Here is a 14,987-nt window from a genome sequence, read left to right as displayed (position 1 = left end):
GTCGCAGGTCGCGCGACGCCCGTCGTGCCGTCCCTTAGGCTGCGCACCTCTTCAACTCCAACGACAACTTCGTCATGACCCGTATCGCTTCCCTCAGCATTGCCCTGTCCGCCGCCGCCTTGCTCAGCGCCTGCGTCTTCGCGCCGCCGTCCAGCTCGTCCAACGCCTATGACGCCGACACCCTGGCCAAGAACAGCGATCGCGCGCTGATCGCCTGCGGTGCCGGCAACGTCAAGGAAGTCAGCGCGAAGAGCTTCAGCTGCAAGTGAGGCCGATGGCTCAGCGCAGGCGGTAGAACCGCAGCCGCACGGCTGCCTCGCCGCCCTCGGGCGGCGGGCCCAGCGTGCCGATGAAAGCCCCCTCGCCCAGCCACTGGTGTGGGCCGAGCGGGGCGTCGAACTCCGCCATGGTCTTGATGTCGTAGCTGCCGTCGGCCCGCTTGAACAGCGTGCCGCGGTTGCGCACGTGGATGACGGTGCCGTCGTCCGCCTGGATCATGTAGCTGGCGTCGAGATCCATGTGGCCGTCGGGCCGGGCGAGCTGCCAGTCCCAGCCGCCGGGCAGCACCCGGCCCTGGATCTTCGGCCCCTTGAAGCGGCCGCCCGTGATGGGGACGTACTGGCGCTGCCCCTGGGGCGTGCGGCCGACCTGGACGGTCGGCGCCAGCGTGACCACCTCCTCGAACACGAATTCGGCCTGCGGGCCCGAGGGTGCCACCTCCTCGGCCGCATGGGCGGCGGCGCCCCACAGCAGCGCGCCCACCGTGAGCGCCAGAGCGGATGGCCGGACAGGAAGCTTCATGCGTGGGTCCTCGTCGTGGAAGTTCGGGCCGTTCAGGCCTTCAGGAATTCAGCCTTGGTCCCGAGCCAGCGCGCGACCTGACGCCGCGCGGCCTCGGGATGCTCGTCCAGCAGCCACGGCGCCAACTCACGGGCGGCCACCAGCAGCGGCGCGTCCTCCTGCAGGTCGGCAAAGCGCAGCAGCTCGGCGCCGCTCTGGCGCGAGCCCATGAACTCGCCGGGGCCGCGGATGTCCAGGTCGCGCCGCGCGATCTCGAAGCCGTCGGTCGTCTCGGCCATCGCCTTCAGCCGCGACTTGCCGGTGTCGCTTAGCGGCGGGCTGTAGATCAGCACGCACACGCTCGCCTTCGATCCGCGCCCGACACGGCCGCGCAGCTGGTGCAGCTGCGCCAGGCCGAAGCGCTCGGCATGCTCGATGACCATCAGGCTCGCGTTGGGCACGTCCACGCCCACCTCGATGACGGTGGTGGCCACCAGCACGCTCATCGCTCCGCTGGAGAACTGCGCCATCACCGCGGCCTTGTCGGCCGGCGACATGCGGCCGTGCAGCAGGCCCACCGACGTGCCGGCCAGCGTCTCGCTCAGCTCGGCGTGCGTCTCGGTCGCGTTGCGCAGGTCCACGGCCTCGCTCTCCTCGACGAGCGGGCAGACCCAGTAGACCTGCGCGCCGTCGGCCACCGCCATGCGGATCTTGTCGACGACGTCATGGCGCTTGGACTCCGTGAACACCTTGGTCACGATGGGGCTGCGGCCGGGCGGCAGCTCGTCGATGGTGGACACGTCCAGGTCGGCGAAATAGGTCATCGCCAGCGTGCGCGGAATGGGCGTCGCGCTCATCATCAGCAGATGAGGTTCGAGATCCATCGCCTTCAGCTTGTTGCGCAGCGCGAGCCGCTGCGCCACGCCGAAGCGGTGCTGCTCGTCGATGACGGCCAGGCCCAGCCGCGCGAACTTCACCTTGTCCTCGATGACGGCATGCGTGCCGACGATGAGCTGCGCCTCGCCCGACGCCGCGGCGTCCAGCATCTTCTGCCGCGCCTTGCCCTTCACGCTGCCGGTGATCCAGGCCACCTTCAGCCCCAGCGGCTCCAGCCAGCCGATGAGCTTGCGGAAATGCTGCTCGGCCAGGATCTCGGTGGGCGCCATCAGCGCGCACTGCCAGCCGGCGTCGATGGCGATGGCAGCCGCCAGCGCCGCGACGACGGTCTTGCCCGAGCCCACGTCGCCCTGCAGCAGCCGGTGCGTGGGCTGGGGGCGGGCCAGGTCCTGCGCGATCTCCTCGCACACGCGCTGCTGCGCGGCGGTCAGCTGGAAGGGCAGCACCGCCAGCAGCTTCTCGTGCAGGCCGCCGGGGCGGGCCTTCAGGGCCGGCGCCACCAGCAGCGCCCGCTCGCGCTGGGCCTGCAACTGTGACAGCTGCTGCGCCAGCAGCTCCTCGAACTTGAGGCGGTGCCAGGCCGGGTGGTGGTGCTCGTGCAGCGCCTCCTGCGACGCACTGGGCGGCGGGTGGTGCAGATAGGTCAGCGCGTCCTTCAGGCTGGGCAGCCCTCGCGGCACGACGCCGGGCGGCAGGATCTCGCGCAGGTCCGCCCGCGCCAGGCCCGACGCCACGGCCTTGCGCAGATAGGCCTGCGGCAGCTGCGCCGAGGCGGGGTAGACGGGCGTCAGCGATGCGGCCAGCGGCGTATCGTCGTCGACAACCTTGACGACCGGGTGCACCATCTCGCGGCCGAAGAAGCCGATGCGCGGCTCGCCGCGCAGCCGCAGCCGTGCGCCCACGGCCATCTGCTTCTGCTGCGACGGGTAGAAGTGCAGGAAGCGCAAGAGCAGCGAACCCGAATCGTCCTGCACGCGCACCAGCAGCTGGCGGCGGCTGCGCAGCTCGATCTGGCAGTCGGTGACGACGCCTTCCACCTGTGCCGGTTCGTTGTCCTGCAGCGCCCCGATGGGCGTGATGCGCGTCTCGTCCTCGTAGCGCAGCGGCAGGTGCAGTGCCAGGTCGATGTCGCGCAGGAGGCCGAGCTTCTCCATCGCCTTCTGCGGCGCGGACTTGTTCGGCTTGGGGGCGGGAGCGGCGGCTTGGGCCTCGGGCATGACCGCATTTTGGCGGCATGGAATAGTTGGCGACCCCGGCGTGTTTACCGTCATGTCCCTTCAACTTTCCTGGGTGCCGACATGAACTTCCGTCCCCTGGCCTGGGCTGCCGCCCTCGCCCTCGCCCTCGCCGCGTGCGCCGCCACGCCGACGGCTCCCGCCAAGCCGGCCGACGGCGTCCTCGTCGGCGCCAACGGCATGACGCTCTACACCTTCGACAAGGACACCGCCGGCAGCGGCAAGAGCGTCTGCAACGGCCCCTGCGCCACCAACTGGCCGCCGCTGGCTGCGGCCGCCGGCGCGTCGGCCAGCGGCGACTGGACCGTCATCACCCGCGACGACGGCAGCCGCCAGTGGGCCTACAAGGGCAGGCCGTTGTACTTCTGGGCCAAGGACCAGAAGCCGGGCGACCGCACCGGCGACGGCTTCAACAAGGTCTGGCAGCTGGCCCGCCCCTGACCAGCGACGCACGCCGTGGCCGTCGAACAGCTGCTCGCCCACATCCCGGCCCTGCGCCGGTATGCCCGGCTGCTGACCGGCGACGCCACGCGCGCCGACGACCTCGTGCAGGACACGCTGGAGCGTGCCTGCCGCAAGTGGAGCCTGTGGCGCCCGGGCACGGCGCTGAGGCCCTGGGTGCTGTCCATCATGCACAACCTGCACCTCAACCAGCTGCGCGACTGGCACCTGGACGACGGCCACGCGCTGCTGGACGACCTGCCCGAGCGGCCCGACCCCGCGGCGCCGGCCGGCGAGCGGCTGGACCTGGAGCGCGCGCTGGCCGCGCTGCCGCCGGGCCAGCGGGCGGTGATGCTGCTGGTGGTCGTCGAGGAGTACACCTATGCCGAGGCTGCCGACATCCTGGGCCTGCCCGTGGGCACCGTCATGTCGCGCCTGCACCGCGGGCGAGAGGCCCTGCGGCTGCTGCTGGCGCCACCCGTGGCGCCGGCGAGCGCCCAGATCCTGACCCTGCCGCGAGCCAAGCGATGAACCAGCCCTTCCCGCCCCCGCCCGCCTCGGCGTCGCTGCCCGAGGGCGAGGCCCGTCTGCATGCCTTCGTCGACGACCAGCTCCCGCCCGAGGAGCGCCTGGCCGTGCTGGAGCAGCTGGCCGCCGACCCCGCCGCCGCCGCCCGCGTGGCGCAGTGGCAGGCCCAGCGCATGACGCTGCGCAGCCTGGCCCGCAACTGGCCGCTGGACGAGACGCCGCCCGAGCTCAGCGGCATCGTGTTGCGCGCCGCCGCCGCGCAGCGTTGGCGCCACCACCTGCCGCAGGCGCTGGCCGCCGGCCTGCTGCTGACGCTGGGCGTGACGGGCGGCTACCAGTGGGGCCGGCACGAAGCCGGCGCGCCGGCCTGGCCCGCCGCGCCGGCGGGCCGTGCGGCCACGGTGCCCGGCTTCGCCCGCGAGGCGGGGGTGGCCTTTGCCGTCTACAGCGCCGAGAAGCGCCATCCGGTGGAGGTGACGGCGGCCGAGCAGGCCCACCTCGTGCAGTGGCTCAGCAAGCGGCTGGGCCGGCCGCTGCAGGTGCCGGTGCTGACCGATCGCGGCTACGCGCTGCTGGGTGGCCGGTTGCTGCCCGGCGACGCGAGCCAGCCCGGCAGCCCGCGCGCGCAGTTCATGTACGAGAACGCGGGTGGCGACCGGCTGACGCTCTACGTGGCCGTCTTCGCGCCCGGCGCCGCGCCGGCAGGCACGGAGTTCCGCGTGCTGCAGCAGGACGGCCGCGCGACGCTGTACTGGGTCGACGGCGACTTCGGCTACGCCCTCAGCGCCTCGCCAGCCGTCGAGCTGCAGCCGCTGGCGCAGCGGGTGCACGAGCAACTCGCGGGCTGAGCGCCGTCAGCGGAAGTAGCGCTGGCGCAGGCGGTCGTAGCGGCCGTCCCGGCGCAGCGAGTCCAGCGCCGCCTGCAGCCGCCGCACCAGGGCCGGGTTGGCGTCGGGCCGCAGGCCGTAGTAGTAGCTGCGCGAGTTGTCCTGCGTCAGCACCGGCTGCAGGGTGTCGTAAGGCAGCTGCAGCTGGCGCAGGTTCCAGGCGGCGGCCCAGTCCAGCAGGACGATGTACTCCATCCTGCCGGCCAGCAGCTTGCGCAGGTTGGTGGCATCGTCCAGGCCGTGCTCCAGCTGCTGCCCGGGTCTGAGCCCCTGGGCCTGCAGCTGCCGGTCGGCGGCGGAATCGCGCACCACGCCGATGCGTGACGAGCCCAGGTCACCGAGCTGGGTCAGCTTGAGGTCGGCCCGGTTGGCGAGCTTGTAGAGCAGGATGCGCCGCTCGGCGATGGGCCCCACCCACTGGAACTGCGCCTCGCGCTCGGGTGTGCGCGTCAGCGAGAACAGCACGCTGTTCCGGTCCACCTCTGCCAGCTGAACGGCGCGCACCCAGGGCAGCACCTGGATCTCCAGGCCAAAACCCGCCTGGGCCGCCATCAGGCGCAGCAACTCGACGCTGAAGCCCTGCGGGCCGTCTTCGTCGAGGTAGTTCAGCGGCGGCAGGTTCTCCGTGATGCCCGTCAGCTTGACGGGCGGCGCCGCCGCGGTCGCGGCCGCCGGCGAGAGGCCGGCGATCAGCGAGGGCAGGACGAGACAGGCGCGGCGCTTCACGGACGTGGACAGTGGACGGGTGCTGGGGACGCAGGACTGCGTTGTCTGCGCATCGAACCACTGTCATGTGAACTGGCGCTTACGACGCCAAGCCCGAGGCCGCAGCCGTGCAATACCGCACGACTTGCGACCGGGTCGAGCCGTTCAGCTCGGCGTCGGCACGCCGGCCATGCGGTCGAAGGAGGTGAAGAACTGACGCGCCATCGCCAGCAGCTGGCCCTGGCTCAGCGGTGCGGCCGGGCGGTAGTCGGCGATGCGGGACACGAGCTGCGGCCGGTGCGCCTCGACGTAGTGGCGCAGCTGGCCGAGTACGACGTGCGGGCCGGTGACGAGCACCTCGGGCGTGTCCTGCACGGCCTGGCAGACGGCCTCGAAGAGCGCGTGCTCGGCGCGTTCGTCATGGCCGTGAGGCCGCCGGTCATGCGCTTCGATGCGGGCGGCGTGGACCTGGTGGGCATCGAAATGCAGCACCTGGGCGTGGTGGTGGTCGAGGTGGACGACGGCGTGGAACATCAGGCTTCTCCTGGAAAAAGGATTCAGCGCGCCGCTTCGGCGGCGGACTGGCACTCGACACAGCGCAACGCCTGGGGCTGGCGCTGCAGGCGGTCGAAAGGGATGGCGGCGGCGCAGTCGATGCAGCGGCCGTAGCCGGGTTGCGCCAGCCGTGCCAGCGCGTCGTCGATGGCCTGCAGCTCGGCCAGCAGGTGGGCGTCGCGGGCCTGGTCCAGCTCGCGGTCGGCCTCGTGCTCGCGCAGCTCCCGCGGGTCGTCGCCGACCAGCGCGGCGGCATGCGTCGGGCGGTCGCTGCCCTCGCGCTGGGCCTGCAACGCGGCCTCGGCCCGCTGGCGGGCCAGTTGTAGTTCGGTCTGCAGCAACGCGTGCTGTCCGGGTGTGAGGGCAGTGCTCATGGAACCTCCTGGAACCATGCTCCCACCGCCGGACGGTCGGCGCCTTGAGATGCATCAAGGGTGAGCGAGGACAATGCAGGCCCCTTTGGCACGGGTCTGTCAGGCCCTCAAACGCACTCATGAGTTCCCCCGCAGCAACGGCCTACACGGTCGCCGATTTCGACTTCGACCTCCCCCCCGAACTGATCGCCCAGCACCCGGCCGCCGAACGCACGGCCTCGCGCCTGCTGGACGCCAGCGGCCCCGAGCCCGTGGACCGCGTGTTCCGCGAGCTGCCCGGGCTGCTGTCGCCCGGCGACCTGCTGATCTTCAACAACACCCGCGTCATCAAGGCTCGGCTCTACGGCGTGAAGGCCACCGGCGGCAGCGTCGAGGCGCTGGTGGAGCGCGTGCTGCCCGGCACGCAGGAAGTCTGGATGCATCTGCGCGCCAGCAAGAGCCCGAAGCCCGGTAGCCGCGTGCGCTTCGCCGATGCCTTCGACGCCGAGGTGCTGGGCCGCTGCGGGCCGGACAACGGGCTGTTCCACCTGCGCTTTGCCGGCGACCCGTTCGCGCTGCTGGAGGCCCACGGCCACGTGCCGCTGCCGCCCTACATCGAGCATGCCGACAGCGCCGACGACGAGCGCCGCTATCAGACTGTCTTTGCCAAGGAGCCCGGCGCCGTCGCCGCGCCGACGGCGGCGCTGCACTTCGACGAGGCCCTGCTCGCCCGCCTGGTCGAGCGCGGCGTGAGCCAGGCGCATGTGACGCTGCATGTCGGTGCCGGCACCTTTCAGCCGGTGCGCGTCGACAGGCTGGACGAGCACAAGATGCACAGCGAATGGTTCGAGGTGCCGCAGGCCACGGTGGACGCGGTGGCCGCCTGCCGCGCTCGGGGTGGCAAGGTCGTGGCCGTCGGCACGACGACGCTGCGCGCGCTGGAGTCCGCCGCGCGCGGCGGCACGCTGCAGGCCGGTGCGCGAGAGACTGACATCTTCATCACGCCGGGCTTCGAGTTCCGCGTCGTCGACCGCCTCGTCACGAACTTCCACCTGCCCAAGAGCACGCTGATGATGCTGGTCAGCGCGCTGGCCGGCCACGCCCAGGTCATGGCGCTGTACCGCCATGCGATTGCGCAGCGATACCGCTTCTTCAGCTATGGCGACGCGATGCTGCTCTCGCGCGCCCAGGCGATTCGCCCCTGACCGGCCTCGTCGACAGCGGCCGTGAACGCTGCGCGTGACGTGACTGGCAGCGCGAAGCGCATGTGCACGCGCGCCTCGTGCCGCACGTCCAGCAGCTGCGCCGCGTGCTGCTCGGCCAGCCGCCGCAGCCGGCCTTCCAGCTCGTAGGGCAGCTCGCAGCCCAGCTCGGCCTGCGCCACGCGCTCGATCTTGTCGGCCGTCAACAGCGCCTGCGCGATGCAGTCCGTGTAGGCGCGCACCAGCCCGCCGGCGCCCAGCTTCACGCCGCCCCAGTAGCGCACGGCCGTGGCCAGCACGCCGTCCAGACCCTGATGACGCAGCACGTCCAGCATCGGCCGGCCGGCGGTGCCGCCGGGCTCGCCATCGTCGTTGGCGGCCGAATGTCCGCCGGCCAGCAGCGCCCAGCAGACGTGAGCGGCGCCCGGATGCTCGGCGCGCAACTGGGCGACGCGGGCCAGCGCCGCGGCGCGGTTGGCGCAGGGTTCCACGCGGCCGAGGAATCGGCTCTTCTTGACGATCAGTTCGTGCTCGGCCGGGGTGGCGAGGGTCAGTGGCATTGGGCCGATTGTCGGCGCCGCGGCGCTCACGGCGGCATCACTGTCCCCAGGTGCCGGCGCAGGATGGCGGCCAGGCTGCCGTCCTGCTGCATGTCCGCCAGCGCCTGGCGGATGAGCTGGCGGTCCGCCGCGCTGATGCGCTGGCGGGACAGGGCCAGCGCGCCGACCGAATGCTCGTCCGGCGCGTAGGACGCCGTTGCGAAGTGCTCGAACTCCGGGTCGCTGCGGCGCGTCAGCGCCAGCGTATTGCCGCCGATCAGCATCGCCTCGACGCGTCCGGCCTTCAGCGCGCGCAAGGCGCTCGGCTGGTCGGGCGCCTCGACGACGCGCTTGTCGGCCCGCAGCTGCTCGACCCAGGCGTCCAGCGTCGGTACGAAGTGGAAGCCGCGCACCACCAGCAACCGCAGCCGCGTGTCGGCATTGAAGGCTGCCAGCGTAGGCGGCACCCGTTCAACCGAGGGGTGGAAGACCGTGAACTGCCGCGACTGAACGTAGGGCAGCATCTCGAAGCTGCGCTCGCGCTCCGGCGTGGGCATGGCCGACGTGGCCAGGTCGAGCTGCCCTTGCTCCAGCAAGGCCCAGATGCGCACGCGGGACTCGGTCACGGCGTCGAAGCGGCAGCCGGTGCGGCGCGCCAGTTCCTCGATCACGTCCTTGTCGATGCCCTGGTACTGGCCCTGGGCGTCGCGGTAGTAGAGCGCGGCGTACTCGTAGAAGGCGACGCGGTAGCGGCCGCAGACCGCCAGCGCCGGGCCGGCCAGCAGCAGACCCGTCAGCCCCATGACCCAGCGCCAGCGCATGCAGCGAGTCTAGGCGCGGCAGCGACAATTGCCACCATGCTGAAGTTCGACCTCCTCAAGACCGAAGGCCGCGCCCGCCGCGGCACGCTCACGCTCAACCACGGTGTCGTGCAGACGCCCATCTTCATGCCCGTGGGCACCTACGGCACGGTCAAGGGCGTCACGCCGCGCTCGCTGGAGGAGATGGGCGCGCAGATCATCCTCGGCAACACCTTCCACCTGTGGATGCGGCCGGGCCTGGACGTCGTCACGCAGTTCGGCGGCCTGCACCGCTTCGAGAGCTGGAACAAGCCCATCCTGACGGACAGCGGCGGCTTCCAGGTTTGGTCGCTCGGCGCGATGCGCAAGATCAGCGAGGAAGGCGTCAAGTTCGCATCGCCCGTCAACGGCGACAAGCTGCTGCTGACGCCCGAGGTCAGCATGCAGATCCAGACGGTGCTGAACTCCGACATCGTCATGCAGTTCGACGAGTGCACGCCCTACGAGAGCAAGGGCGTGCTGACGACCGAGCGCGAGGCCAAGCAGTCGATGGAGCTGAGCCTGCGCTGGGCCAAGCGCTGCATCACCGAGTTCAACCGCCTGAACAACCCCAACGCGCTGTTCGGCATCGTGCAGGGCGGCATGTACACGAACCTGCGCGACGCGTCGCTGGCCGGCCTCAAGGAGCTGGACCTGCCGGGCTACGCCATCGGTGGCTTGTCGGTCGGCGAGCCCAAGGCCGAGATGCAGCGCATCCTCGAACACACGGGCCACCAGTTGCCGGCTGACAAGCCGCGCTACCTGATGGGCGTGGGCACGCCGGAAGACCTGGTGGAAGGCGTCAGCCAGGGCATCGACATGTTCGACTGCGTCATGCCCACGCGCAACGCGCGCAACGGCCACCTGTTCACGCGCTTCGGCGACCTGCGCCTGCGCAACGCGCGCTACAAGGCCGACGAGAAGCCGGTCGACGAGACCTGCACCTGCGAATGCTGCAAGGGCTTCAGCCGCGCCTACCTGCATCACCTCGACCGCTGCGGCGAGATGCTGGGCCCGATGCTGACCAGCATCCACAACCTGCACTACTACCTGAACCTGATGCAGGAGATCCGCGATGCGCTGGACGCCGGCCGCTTCGAGGCCTGGCGGGCGCAGTTCCATGCGGACCGGGCCCGTGGCGTCTGAAGGCCGCCGGATGAGCTCGGCCCTCGCTCCGCAGCTGCGTCTGGACCGCGAGGCCCGCAGTCGGCTCACGGGCCACCGCAGCGCGGTGGTCTGGCTGACGGGGCTCTCGGGCGCCGGCAAGTCCACGCTCGCCGACCGGCTGGAGCAGTGCCTCCACGCCCGCGGCCTGCATACCTATCTGCTGGATGGCGACCTGCTGCGCGGCGGGCTGAACGCCGACCTGGGCTTTGGCGCCGCGGATCGTGCCGAGAACGTGCGCCGTGTGGGCGAGGTCGCGCGGCTGATGGCCGATGCGGGCCTGATCGTCATCGTCGCGCTGATCTCGCCGTTTCAGCTTGATCGCCAGGCGGTGCGCGAGCGCTTCGCACCGGGCGAGTTCTTCGAGGTGCACGTGGACGTGCCACTGGCCATCGCCGAGTCGCGCGATCCCAAGGGGCTGTACCGCCGCGCCCGCGCCGGTCTGCTGAAGGACTTCACCGGCATCGACTCGCCCTACGAACCGCCGGCCTCGCCCGAGCTGTATTTGCCCACAGCCACGCTGTCGCCTGACGAGGCCGCTGCTGCGGTGTTCGAGCACCTGCGTGCGGCCGGCCTCTTCAGTGGCTGAGCCGACGCGTCAGTCGTCGACCAGGCCGGCCAGCGCGTCGCGCAACGCGCCGAGGTGGCGCTCGTAGTTGCGCCAGCGCCCGGAGGAGCGCTGGTACAGCGGTTGGCGCACCTGCCAGTTGCTGGGCGTTGCGACGCTGGATTTGCTGGCGTGGAAATCGAGGCAGGCATTGTTCCAGCCCAGCCCGCAGTGCCTCAGCGCGGCCCCGATCTGCGGGCGCGGATCGGCCACCAAGGCGTCGTAGTCCACGTCGTGGATGTCCTCGCCATAGAGCGACTGCCAATGGCCCATCAGCCTGCGGTATTGGCGATACCAGTGTGCGATGTCGGCCAGGTCCAGCGAATAGGCCATTGCCGGCCCCAGGTGCAGGAAGAACACCGACAGACAGTTGTCCAGCACTGCGCGGCGCGTGTGAAGGATCTTGGCGGTAGGGAACAGCTGCTTGAGCAGGCCGATGAACAGAAAATTGTCCGGCCGCTTGTCCGTCAGCAAGGTGGCGTCGGGAAAGCGCGCAGCGATGCCGCTGCGGTACTCGTGGCGCATGGCCTCGGCCAGCTCGGCCGGTAGTGGCCGGTCCGGCTGCGCAAGCCGCGGCAGCAAATGCTCGCGGGCCAGCGCCGGCAGCAGGTCGATCTCGCCGCCGGGCGTCACGTCCGGGTGGCTGCCGAGGATCTGTTCGAGCAAGGTCGAACCCGAGCGGAACATGCCGCAGACGAAGACCGGCGGCGCCGATTCCCCGGCAACCGAAGGCGGCGCGGGTTGCAGGGATTGCCGGATCAACGCGTCGACCAGCCGCTCGTGCGCCTCGCGGTCGTAGCGCAGCGGCGTGCGGCCGTGGCTGAAGCGGGCCGCCTGGTTGGCATGCAAGTAGGCGGCAAAGGCGTCGTCGTAGGCGCCTGCGTCGTCCAGCGCCTTGCCCAGCGCGTAGGCCAGGTCAGCGTGCTCGGACGGATGCCGGCCGCGCACCTGCAGCGCCTGGCGCAGGCGCTGGATCAGCACGTCGTCGGGCGAATGAAATCGGCGCAGGTTCGCCAGCCGCGACAACGCCAGCGCGTGGCCGGGCTCGACGGCCAGCGCCTGCTCGTAGCGCTCCTGCGCCCGGGCGCGCTCGCCGCGGCGCTCGTGGAGGTTGCCGAGGTTGACCAGCGCCGGCAGGAAGCGTGGCGCCAATGCAAGCGCCCGCGCCAGCTCGGCCATGGCGTCGTCTTCGCGGCGCAGGTTTTCGGCCAGGATCACGGCGCGGTTGAGGTGGATTTCCTCCGGGCCCGTGGCGCCCAGCGCCAGTGCGCGACCGTAAGAGGCCAGTGCGGCCTGGAAGTCGCGGTTCTCGCGCTGCAGATAGGCCAGGTTGAACCAGTCGTCCGGCACACCGGGCGTGACGCGCAACAGTGCCTCGTAGGCCGCGATCGCCGGCTGCACCCGCCCGGCGGACAGGTGCCCGGTGGCGGCGTCGCGGAGCTGGTCAATGGGGTCATCCATGGTTTGAAGGTGGGCCGGCGCAATGGGCCGAGATTCTGTCACCGCGCCGGCGCACTGGCATGATCGGCGCCCATGCTGAAAACGCTGTTCGCGCCACTGCGCTGGTTGATCCGGGTCGTCCTGGCCCTGTTGATCCTGTTCGAGGAATGGGGCTGGGAGCCGCTGCGGCGCGTCTTCGCGCTGATTGCGAAGCTGCCGGTCATCCGCCACATCGAGGCCGGCCTGAAGCGCCTGCCGCCGCGCTGGGCCTTCGTCGTGCTGCTGCTGCCCAGCCTGTTGATCCTGCCGATCAAGCTGGCCGCCGTCTGGCTGGTGGCCAAGGGGCATGCGCTGCTGGGCGTGGGCGTCATCATCGCCGCCAAGCTGTTCGGCACGGCGCTGCTGGCCTGGCTGTTTCAGCTCATCCAGCCGGCGTTGATGCAGCTGCCCTGGTTCGCCCGCTTCTACGCACGCTGGACGGCCTGGAAGGCCGAGCTGCTGGCCTGGGTGCGTGCCAGCGCCGTGTGGCGCATGGCGCGAGCCGTCAAGCTCCGGCTGGGGCGCTGGGCACGCCGCTGGCGGAGCCGCTGAGCCGGCTCAGCCCGCCGGTGCCGCAATGCGGCGCAGCCGCAGCGTTGCCGTCGTGCCGCGGCCCGGCTCGCTTTGCAGCTCCAGGCTGCCGTCCATCAGCTCGATGATCTCCTTGACGATAGCCATGCCCAGGCCCGTGCCCGGGATGGCGCCCGAGCGGTCGGCGCGATAGAAGCGCTCGGTCACGTGCTCCAGCTCCTCGGGCGTCATGCCGATGCCGTGGTCCTGGACCTCGATGTCGACGTGCTCCTCGTCCACGGGCTGCAGCCGCATCGCCACGGGCCCGCCACCGGGCGAGTACTTGTAGGCGTTGGACAGCAGGTTGCGCAGCGCCTGGCCCAGCTTGCTGGCGTCCACGTGCACCCACAGCGGCTCGGCGGCCAGTGCCAGCGCGGGCGGTTCTCGGCCTGGCGGCGTGCCGAAGTCGTCGAGCGTCTGGCGCAGCAGCTCGCCCAGGCAGACGGGCTGGAACTGGAAGTCCAGCGCCCGGCGCGATTCGATGCGCGACAGGTCCAGCAGTTCGTCGAGGATGTCGATCATGGCGCGGCTCTGCCGGTGCACGCGCTGCAGCAGGTCGCGGTGCCGCTCCGGTGAGAACTCGCGGTGCAGCAGCAGCTCGACGAAGCCGTAGATGCTGGTCATCGGCGTGCGCAGTTCGTGCGCAGCGGTGGACATGAACTCGCTCTTCAGCCGGTCCAGCTCGAACTGCTGGCTGATGTCGCGGATGTGCAGCAGCTGCGGCGTCTCGGCGCCGCCGCCGTCGTGCAGCGCCAGCGACAGGATGCGCTGCATGGGCTTGGCCATCTGCACGATGCGCGGCGTGTCGCGCAGCTCCTGCAGGCGCAGCGGGCGCTGCATGTCCGGCTGCGCGAAGCGGCTCTGCAGCAGCGCTTCGAGGCCGGGCTCGTCCTGGCCCAGCACGTTGCGGTCCGACAGCATCGTCAGGAAGGCGCAGGCCGGGCTGACGAACTGCACGCGGCGTTCGGCATCGAAGGCAATGAAGCCGTCCGGGCTGAGGTTGAAGATGGCGTGCAGCTGGCCGGTCTGGCGGCGCAGCCGGGTGACCATGTCGCCCACCTGGCTGGACAGCTGCTCGATGGCGCCCGAGCGCATGCCCTCCGGCGCCGAGCCGGCCGAGCCGAGCATCTCGCTCATGGCCTCCATCGCGTGTGAGCGGGCCTCCAGCTCGGCGCGCAGCCGGTCCTCCAGCGCCTGCTGTTCGGTCACGTCGCGCAGCACGATGACCGCACCGGCGGGCTCACCCTGGTCGGAGCGTACCGGCGCGAGGCTGGCCTCCAGCACCCGCTCGCCGCGCTCGAAGCGGCGGCCGCGCCAGCCGTCGGTGGTGGCGGGGTCGAGCTGCAGCTCGGGCAGCAGCTGCGGGATCGGTTGCCCCAGCATCGCCGCGTTGTCACTGCCCAGCAGCCGGCCCAGCACCGGGTTGGCCAGCACGACGACGCCGGCCCGGTTCAGCGTGGCCACGCCCTCGGCGATGGAGGCCAGCGTGACGGCGGCCTGGGCCCGTTCGGCCTGCAGCGACGCGGCGACCTGGTTGACCACCTCGAAGGTGCGCTGGAACTCCAGTGGCGCTTCGTCGGTGCGCATGGGCTGCAGGCCCTGGCCGCCCAGCCGCAGCCGCTCGCCCAGGTCGCGCACGCGGTCGAGCTGGCCCAGCCAGCGCCGCAGCGGCCAGCCCACGAGCACGCCACCGCCCAGCGTGCCGACGACCGCGAACAGCAGCGCCACCCGCGTGGCCTGCCAGATGTCGGCCGCCAGCCGCTCGTTCCAGAGCGTCAGCCGCGTGACGCCGTAGTCCCGCCCGCCGACGTTGATGGGCGCGTTGACGGGTTCCAGCTGTGCGGCGATGCGCTTCACCAGCCAGGCCGGAGGACTGATGTCGGGATGGTCCTGCCGGATCACTTCCAGCCGGCCGCCCTTGAGGTCGATGAAGGTGGCCCGCTCGAACAGCGGGTGGGCGATGGCGCGGTCCAGCGTGCGCTTGATGGTGTCGTAGTCGCCGATCACGGCCGCATCGGCCACCACCGGCGCCAGCGTGGCGAGCATGGCCTGGGAGTCCGCCTCCGCGTCGTCGAGGGTGGAGCCGAACTCGTAGACGATGAAGACCGCGAAGGCGACCGTCACCAGCAGCGCCAGGGACGCCACGTACAGCAGCAGCACCCGGCGGACCAGGCTGCGCGGCAGCAGGGCGGTGAAGCGGCTCATG

General features: G+C 71.1%; 17 protein-coding genes. 8 read left to right on the top strand and 9 right to left on the bottom strand.

Annotation, left to right across the window (positions count from 1 at the left end; all coding sequences use genetic code 11):
* The first annotated feature begins 74 nt into the window (after nucleotides 1-74).
* Entirely contained in the window at nucleotides 75-269 is a 195-nt protein-coding gene (locus ACG04R_RS02055) for a hypothetical protein (protein ID WP_394406051.1), read from the top strand.
* Between the two features lie 10 nt (nucleotides 270-279).
* Here ACG04R_RS02055 and ACG04R_RS02050 read toward each other — a convergent pair whose 3' ends face one another.
* Together ACG04R_RS02050 and recG are read right to left on the bottom strand one after the other, a co-directional pair.
* Nucleotides 280-801 carry a DUF3237 domain-containing protein gene (locus tag ACG04R_RS02050; RefSeq protein WP_394406049.1) on the bottom strand — a complete coding sequence of 174 codons (522 nt, stop codon included), beginning with the start codon at nucleotides 799-801 and terminating at the stop codon, nucleotides 280-282.
* 32 nt (nucleotides 802-833) lie between these two features.
* Nucleotides 834-2,894, bottom strand: coding sequence for an ATP-dependent DNA helicase RecG (gene recG, locus ACG04R_RS02045; RefSeq protein WP_394406046.1), 2,061 nt, complete (start codon nucleotides 2,892-2,894; stop codon nucleotides 834-836).
* An 81-nt stretch (nucleotides 2,895-2,975) separates the two neighbouring features.
* Here recG and ACG04R_RS02040 point away from each other — a divergent pair, with 81 nt between their 5' ends.
* Genes ACG04R_RS02040 through ACG04R_RS02030 form a run of 3 tightly spaced genes read left to right on the top strand, consistent with a single transcriptional unit; the run spans nucleotide 2,976 to nucleotide 4,729 of the window.
* A complete protein-coding gene (locus ACG04R_RS02040) occupies nucleotides 2,976-3,353 on the top strand; it encodes a COG4315 family predicted lipoprotein (RefSeq protein ID WP_394406044.1) in 378 nt (125 codons plus the stop codon).
* Nucleotides 3,354-3,368: 15 nt separating this feature from the next.
* Nucleotides 3,369-3,884, top strand: a complete 516-nt coding sequence (locus ACG04R_RS02035; RefSeq protein WP_394406042.1) for an RNA polymerase sigma factor — start codon at nucleotides 3,369-3,371, stop codon at nucleotides 3,882-3,884.
* Nucleotides 3,881-4,729, top strand: a complete 849-nt coding sequence (locus ACG04R_RS02030) for an anti-sigma factor family protein (RefSeq protein ID WP_394406040.1) — start codon at nucleotides 3,881-3,883, stop codon at nucleotides 4,727-4,729. The genes ACG04R_RS02035 and ACG04R_RS02030 overlap by 4 nt, the downstream gene beginning before the upstream one ends.
* 6 nt (nucleotides 4,730-4,735) lie before the next feature.
* Here ACG04R_RS02030 and ACG04R_RS02025 read toward each other — a convergent pair whose 3' ends face one another.
* The 3 genes from ACG04R_RS02025 to ACG04R_RS02015 form a co-directional block, all read right to left on the bottom strand.
* On the bottom strand, nucleotides 4,736-5,494 hold the full coding sequence (locus tag ACG04R_RS02025; protein WP_394406038.1) for a substrate-binding periplasmic protein: 759 nt from the start codon (nucleotides 5,492-5,494) through the stop codon (nucleotides 4,736-4,738).
* Nucleotides 5,495-5,638: 144 nt separating this feature from the next.
* Nucleotides 5,639-6,007 carry a hypothetical protein gene (locus tag ACG04R_RS02020; RefSeq protein WP_394406036.1) on the bottom strand — a complete coding sequence of 123 codons (369 nt, stop codon included), beginning with the start codon at nucleotides 6,005-6,007 and terminating at the stop codon, nucleotides 5,639-5,641.
* Nucleotides 6,008-6,030: 23 nt separating this feature from the next.
* On the bottom strand, nucleotides 6,031-6,402 hold the full coding sequence (locus ACG04R_RS02015) for a TraR/DksA family transcriptional regulator (RefSeq protein WP_394406034.1): 372 nt from the start codon (nucleotides 6,400-6,402) through the stop codon (nucleotides 6,031-6,033).
* Between the two features lie 119 nt (nucleotides 6,403-6,521).
* Between ACG04R_RS02015 and queA the strand changes: the two genes are divergently transcribed.
* Nucleotides 6,522-7,586, top strand: a complete 1,065-nt coding sequence (queA, locus tag ACG04R_RS02010; protein WP_394406031.1) for a tRNA preQ1(34) S-adenosylmethionine ribosyltransferase-isomerase QueA — start codon at nucleotides 6,522-6,524, stop codon at nucleotides 7,584-7,586.
* On the opposite strand, the gene ACG04R_RS02005 is transcribed toward queA, so the two are convergent.
* Both ACG04R_RS02005 and ACG04R_RS02000 read right to left on the bottom strand, forming a co-directional pair.
* On the bottom strand, nucleotides 7,538-8,143 hold the full coding sequence (locus tag ACG04R_RS02005) for an IMPACT family protein (protein WP_394406029.1): 606 nt from the start codon (nucleotides 8,141-8,143) through the stop codon (nucleotides 7,538-7,540). The genes queA and ACG04R_RS02005 overlap by 49 nt on opposite strands.
* A gap of 26 nt (nucleotides 8,144-8,169) precedes the next feature.
* Entirely contained in the window at nucleotides 8,170-8,943 is a 774-nt protein-coding gene (locus tag ACG04R_RS02000; protein WP_394406028.1) for a substrate-binding periplasmic protein, read from the bottom strand.
* Between the two features lie 36 nt (nucleotides 8,944-8,979).
* Here ACG04R_RS02000 and tgt point away from each other — a divergent pair, with 36 nt between their 5' ends.
* Together tgt and cysC are read left to right on the top strand one after the other, a co-directional pair.
* Nucleotides 8,980-10,107: a tRNA guanosine(34) transglycosylase Tgt gene (gene tgt, locus ACG04R_RS01995; protein WP_394406025.1), complete on the top strand. Its 1,128-nt coding sequence runs from the start codon at nucleotides 8,980-8,982 to the stop codon at nucleotides 10,105-10,107.
* 10 nt (nucleotides 10,108-10,117) lie between these two features.
* Nucleotides 10,118-10,714, top strand: coding sequence for an adenylyl-sulfate kinase (cysC, locus tag ACG04R_RS01990; protein WP_394406023.1), 597 nt, complete (start codon nucleotides 10,118-10,120; stop codon nucleotides 10,712-10,714).
* Nucleotides 10,715-10,723: 9 nt separating this feature from the next.
* Here cysC and ACG04R_RS01985 read toward each other — a convergent pair whose 3' ends face one another.
* Nucleotides 10,724-12,193, bottom strand: coding sequence for a tetratricopeptide repeat-containing sulfotransferase family protein (locus ACG04R_RS01985; RefSeq protein ID WP_394406021.1), 1,470 nt, complete (start codon nucleotides 12,191-12,193; stop codon nucleotides 10,724-10,726).
* A gap of 72 nt (nucleotides 12,194-12,265) precedes the next feature.
* Between ACG04R_RS01985 and ACG04R_RS01980 the strand changes: the two genes are divergently transcribed.
* Nucleotides 12,266-12,763 (top strand): hypothetical protein, encoded by a 498-nt coding sequence (locus tag ACG04R_RS01980; protein ID WP_394406019.1) that lies wholly within the window; start codon nucleotides 12,266-12,268, stop codon nucleotides 12,761-12,763.
* 6 nt (nucleotides 12,764-12,769) lie between these two features.
* Here the strand turns inward: ACG04R_RS01980 and ACG04R_RS01975 are convergent, their stop codons facing one another.
* Nucleotides 12,770-14,986 carry a sensor histidine kinase gene (locus tag ACG04R_RS01975; protein WP_394406017.1) on the bottom strand — a complete coding sequence of 739 codons (2,217 nt, stop codon included), beginning with the start codon at nucleotides 14,984-14,986 and terminating at the stop codon, nucleotides 12,770-12,772.
* Between the last annotated feature and the right edge of the window lies 1 nt (nucleotide 14,987).

Source organism: Pelomonas candidula, assembly GCF_043555985.1.
GTDB lineage: Bacteria > Pseudomonadota > Gammaproteobacteria > Burkholderiales > Burkholderiaceae_C > Pelomonas > Pelomonas candidula.
The sequence above is the reverse complement of the archived record's forward strand: the minus strand, read 5'-3'. Positions and strand labels throughout refer to the sequence as shown.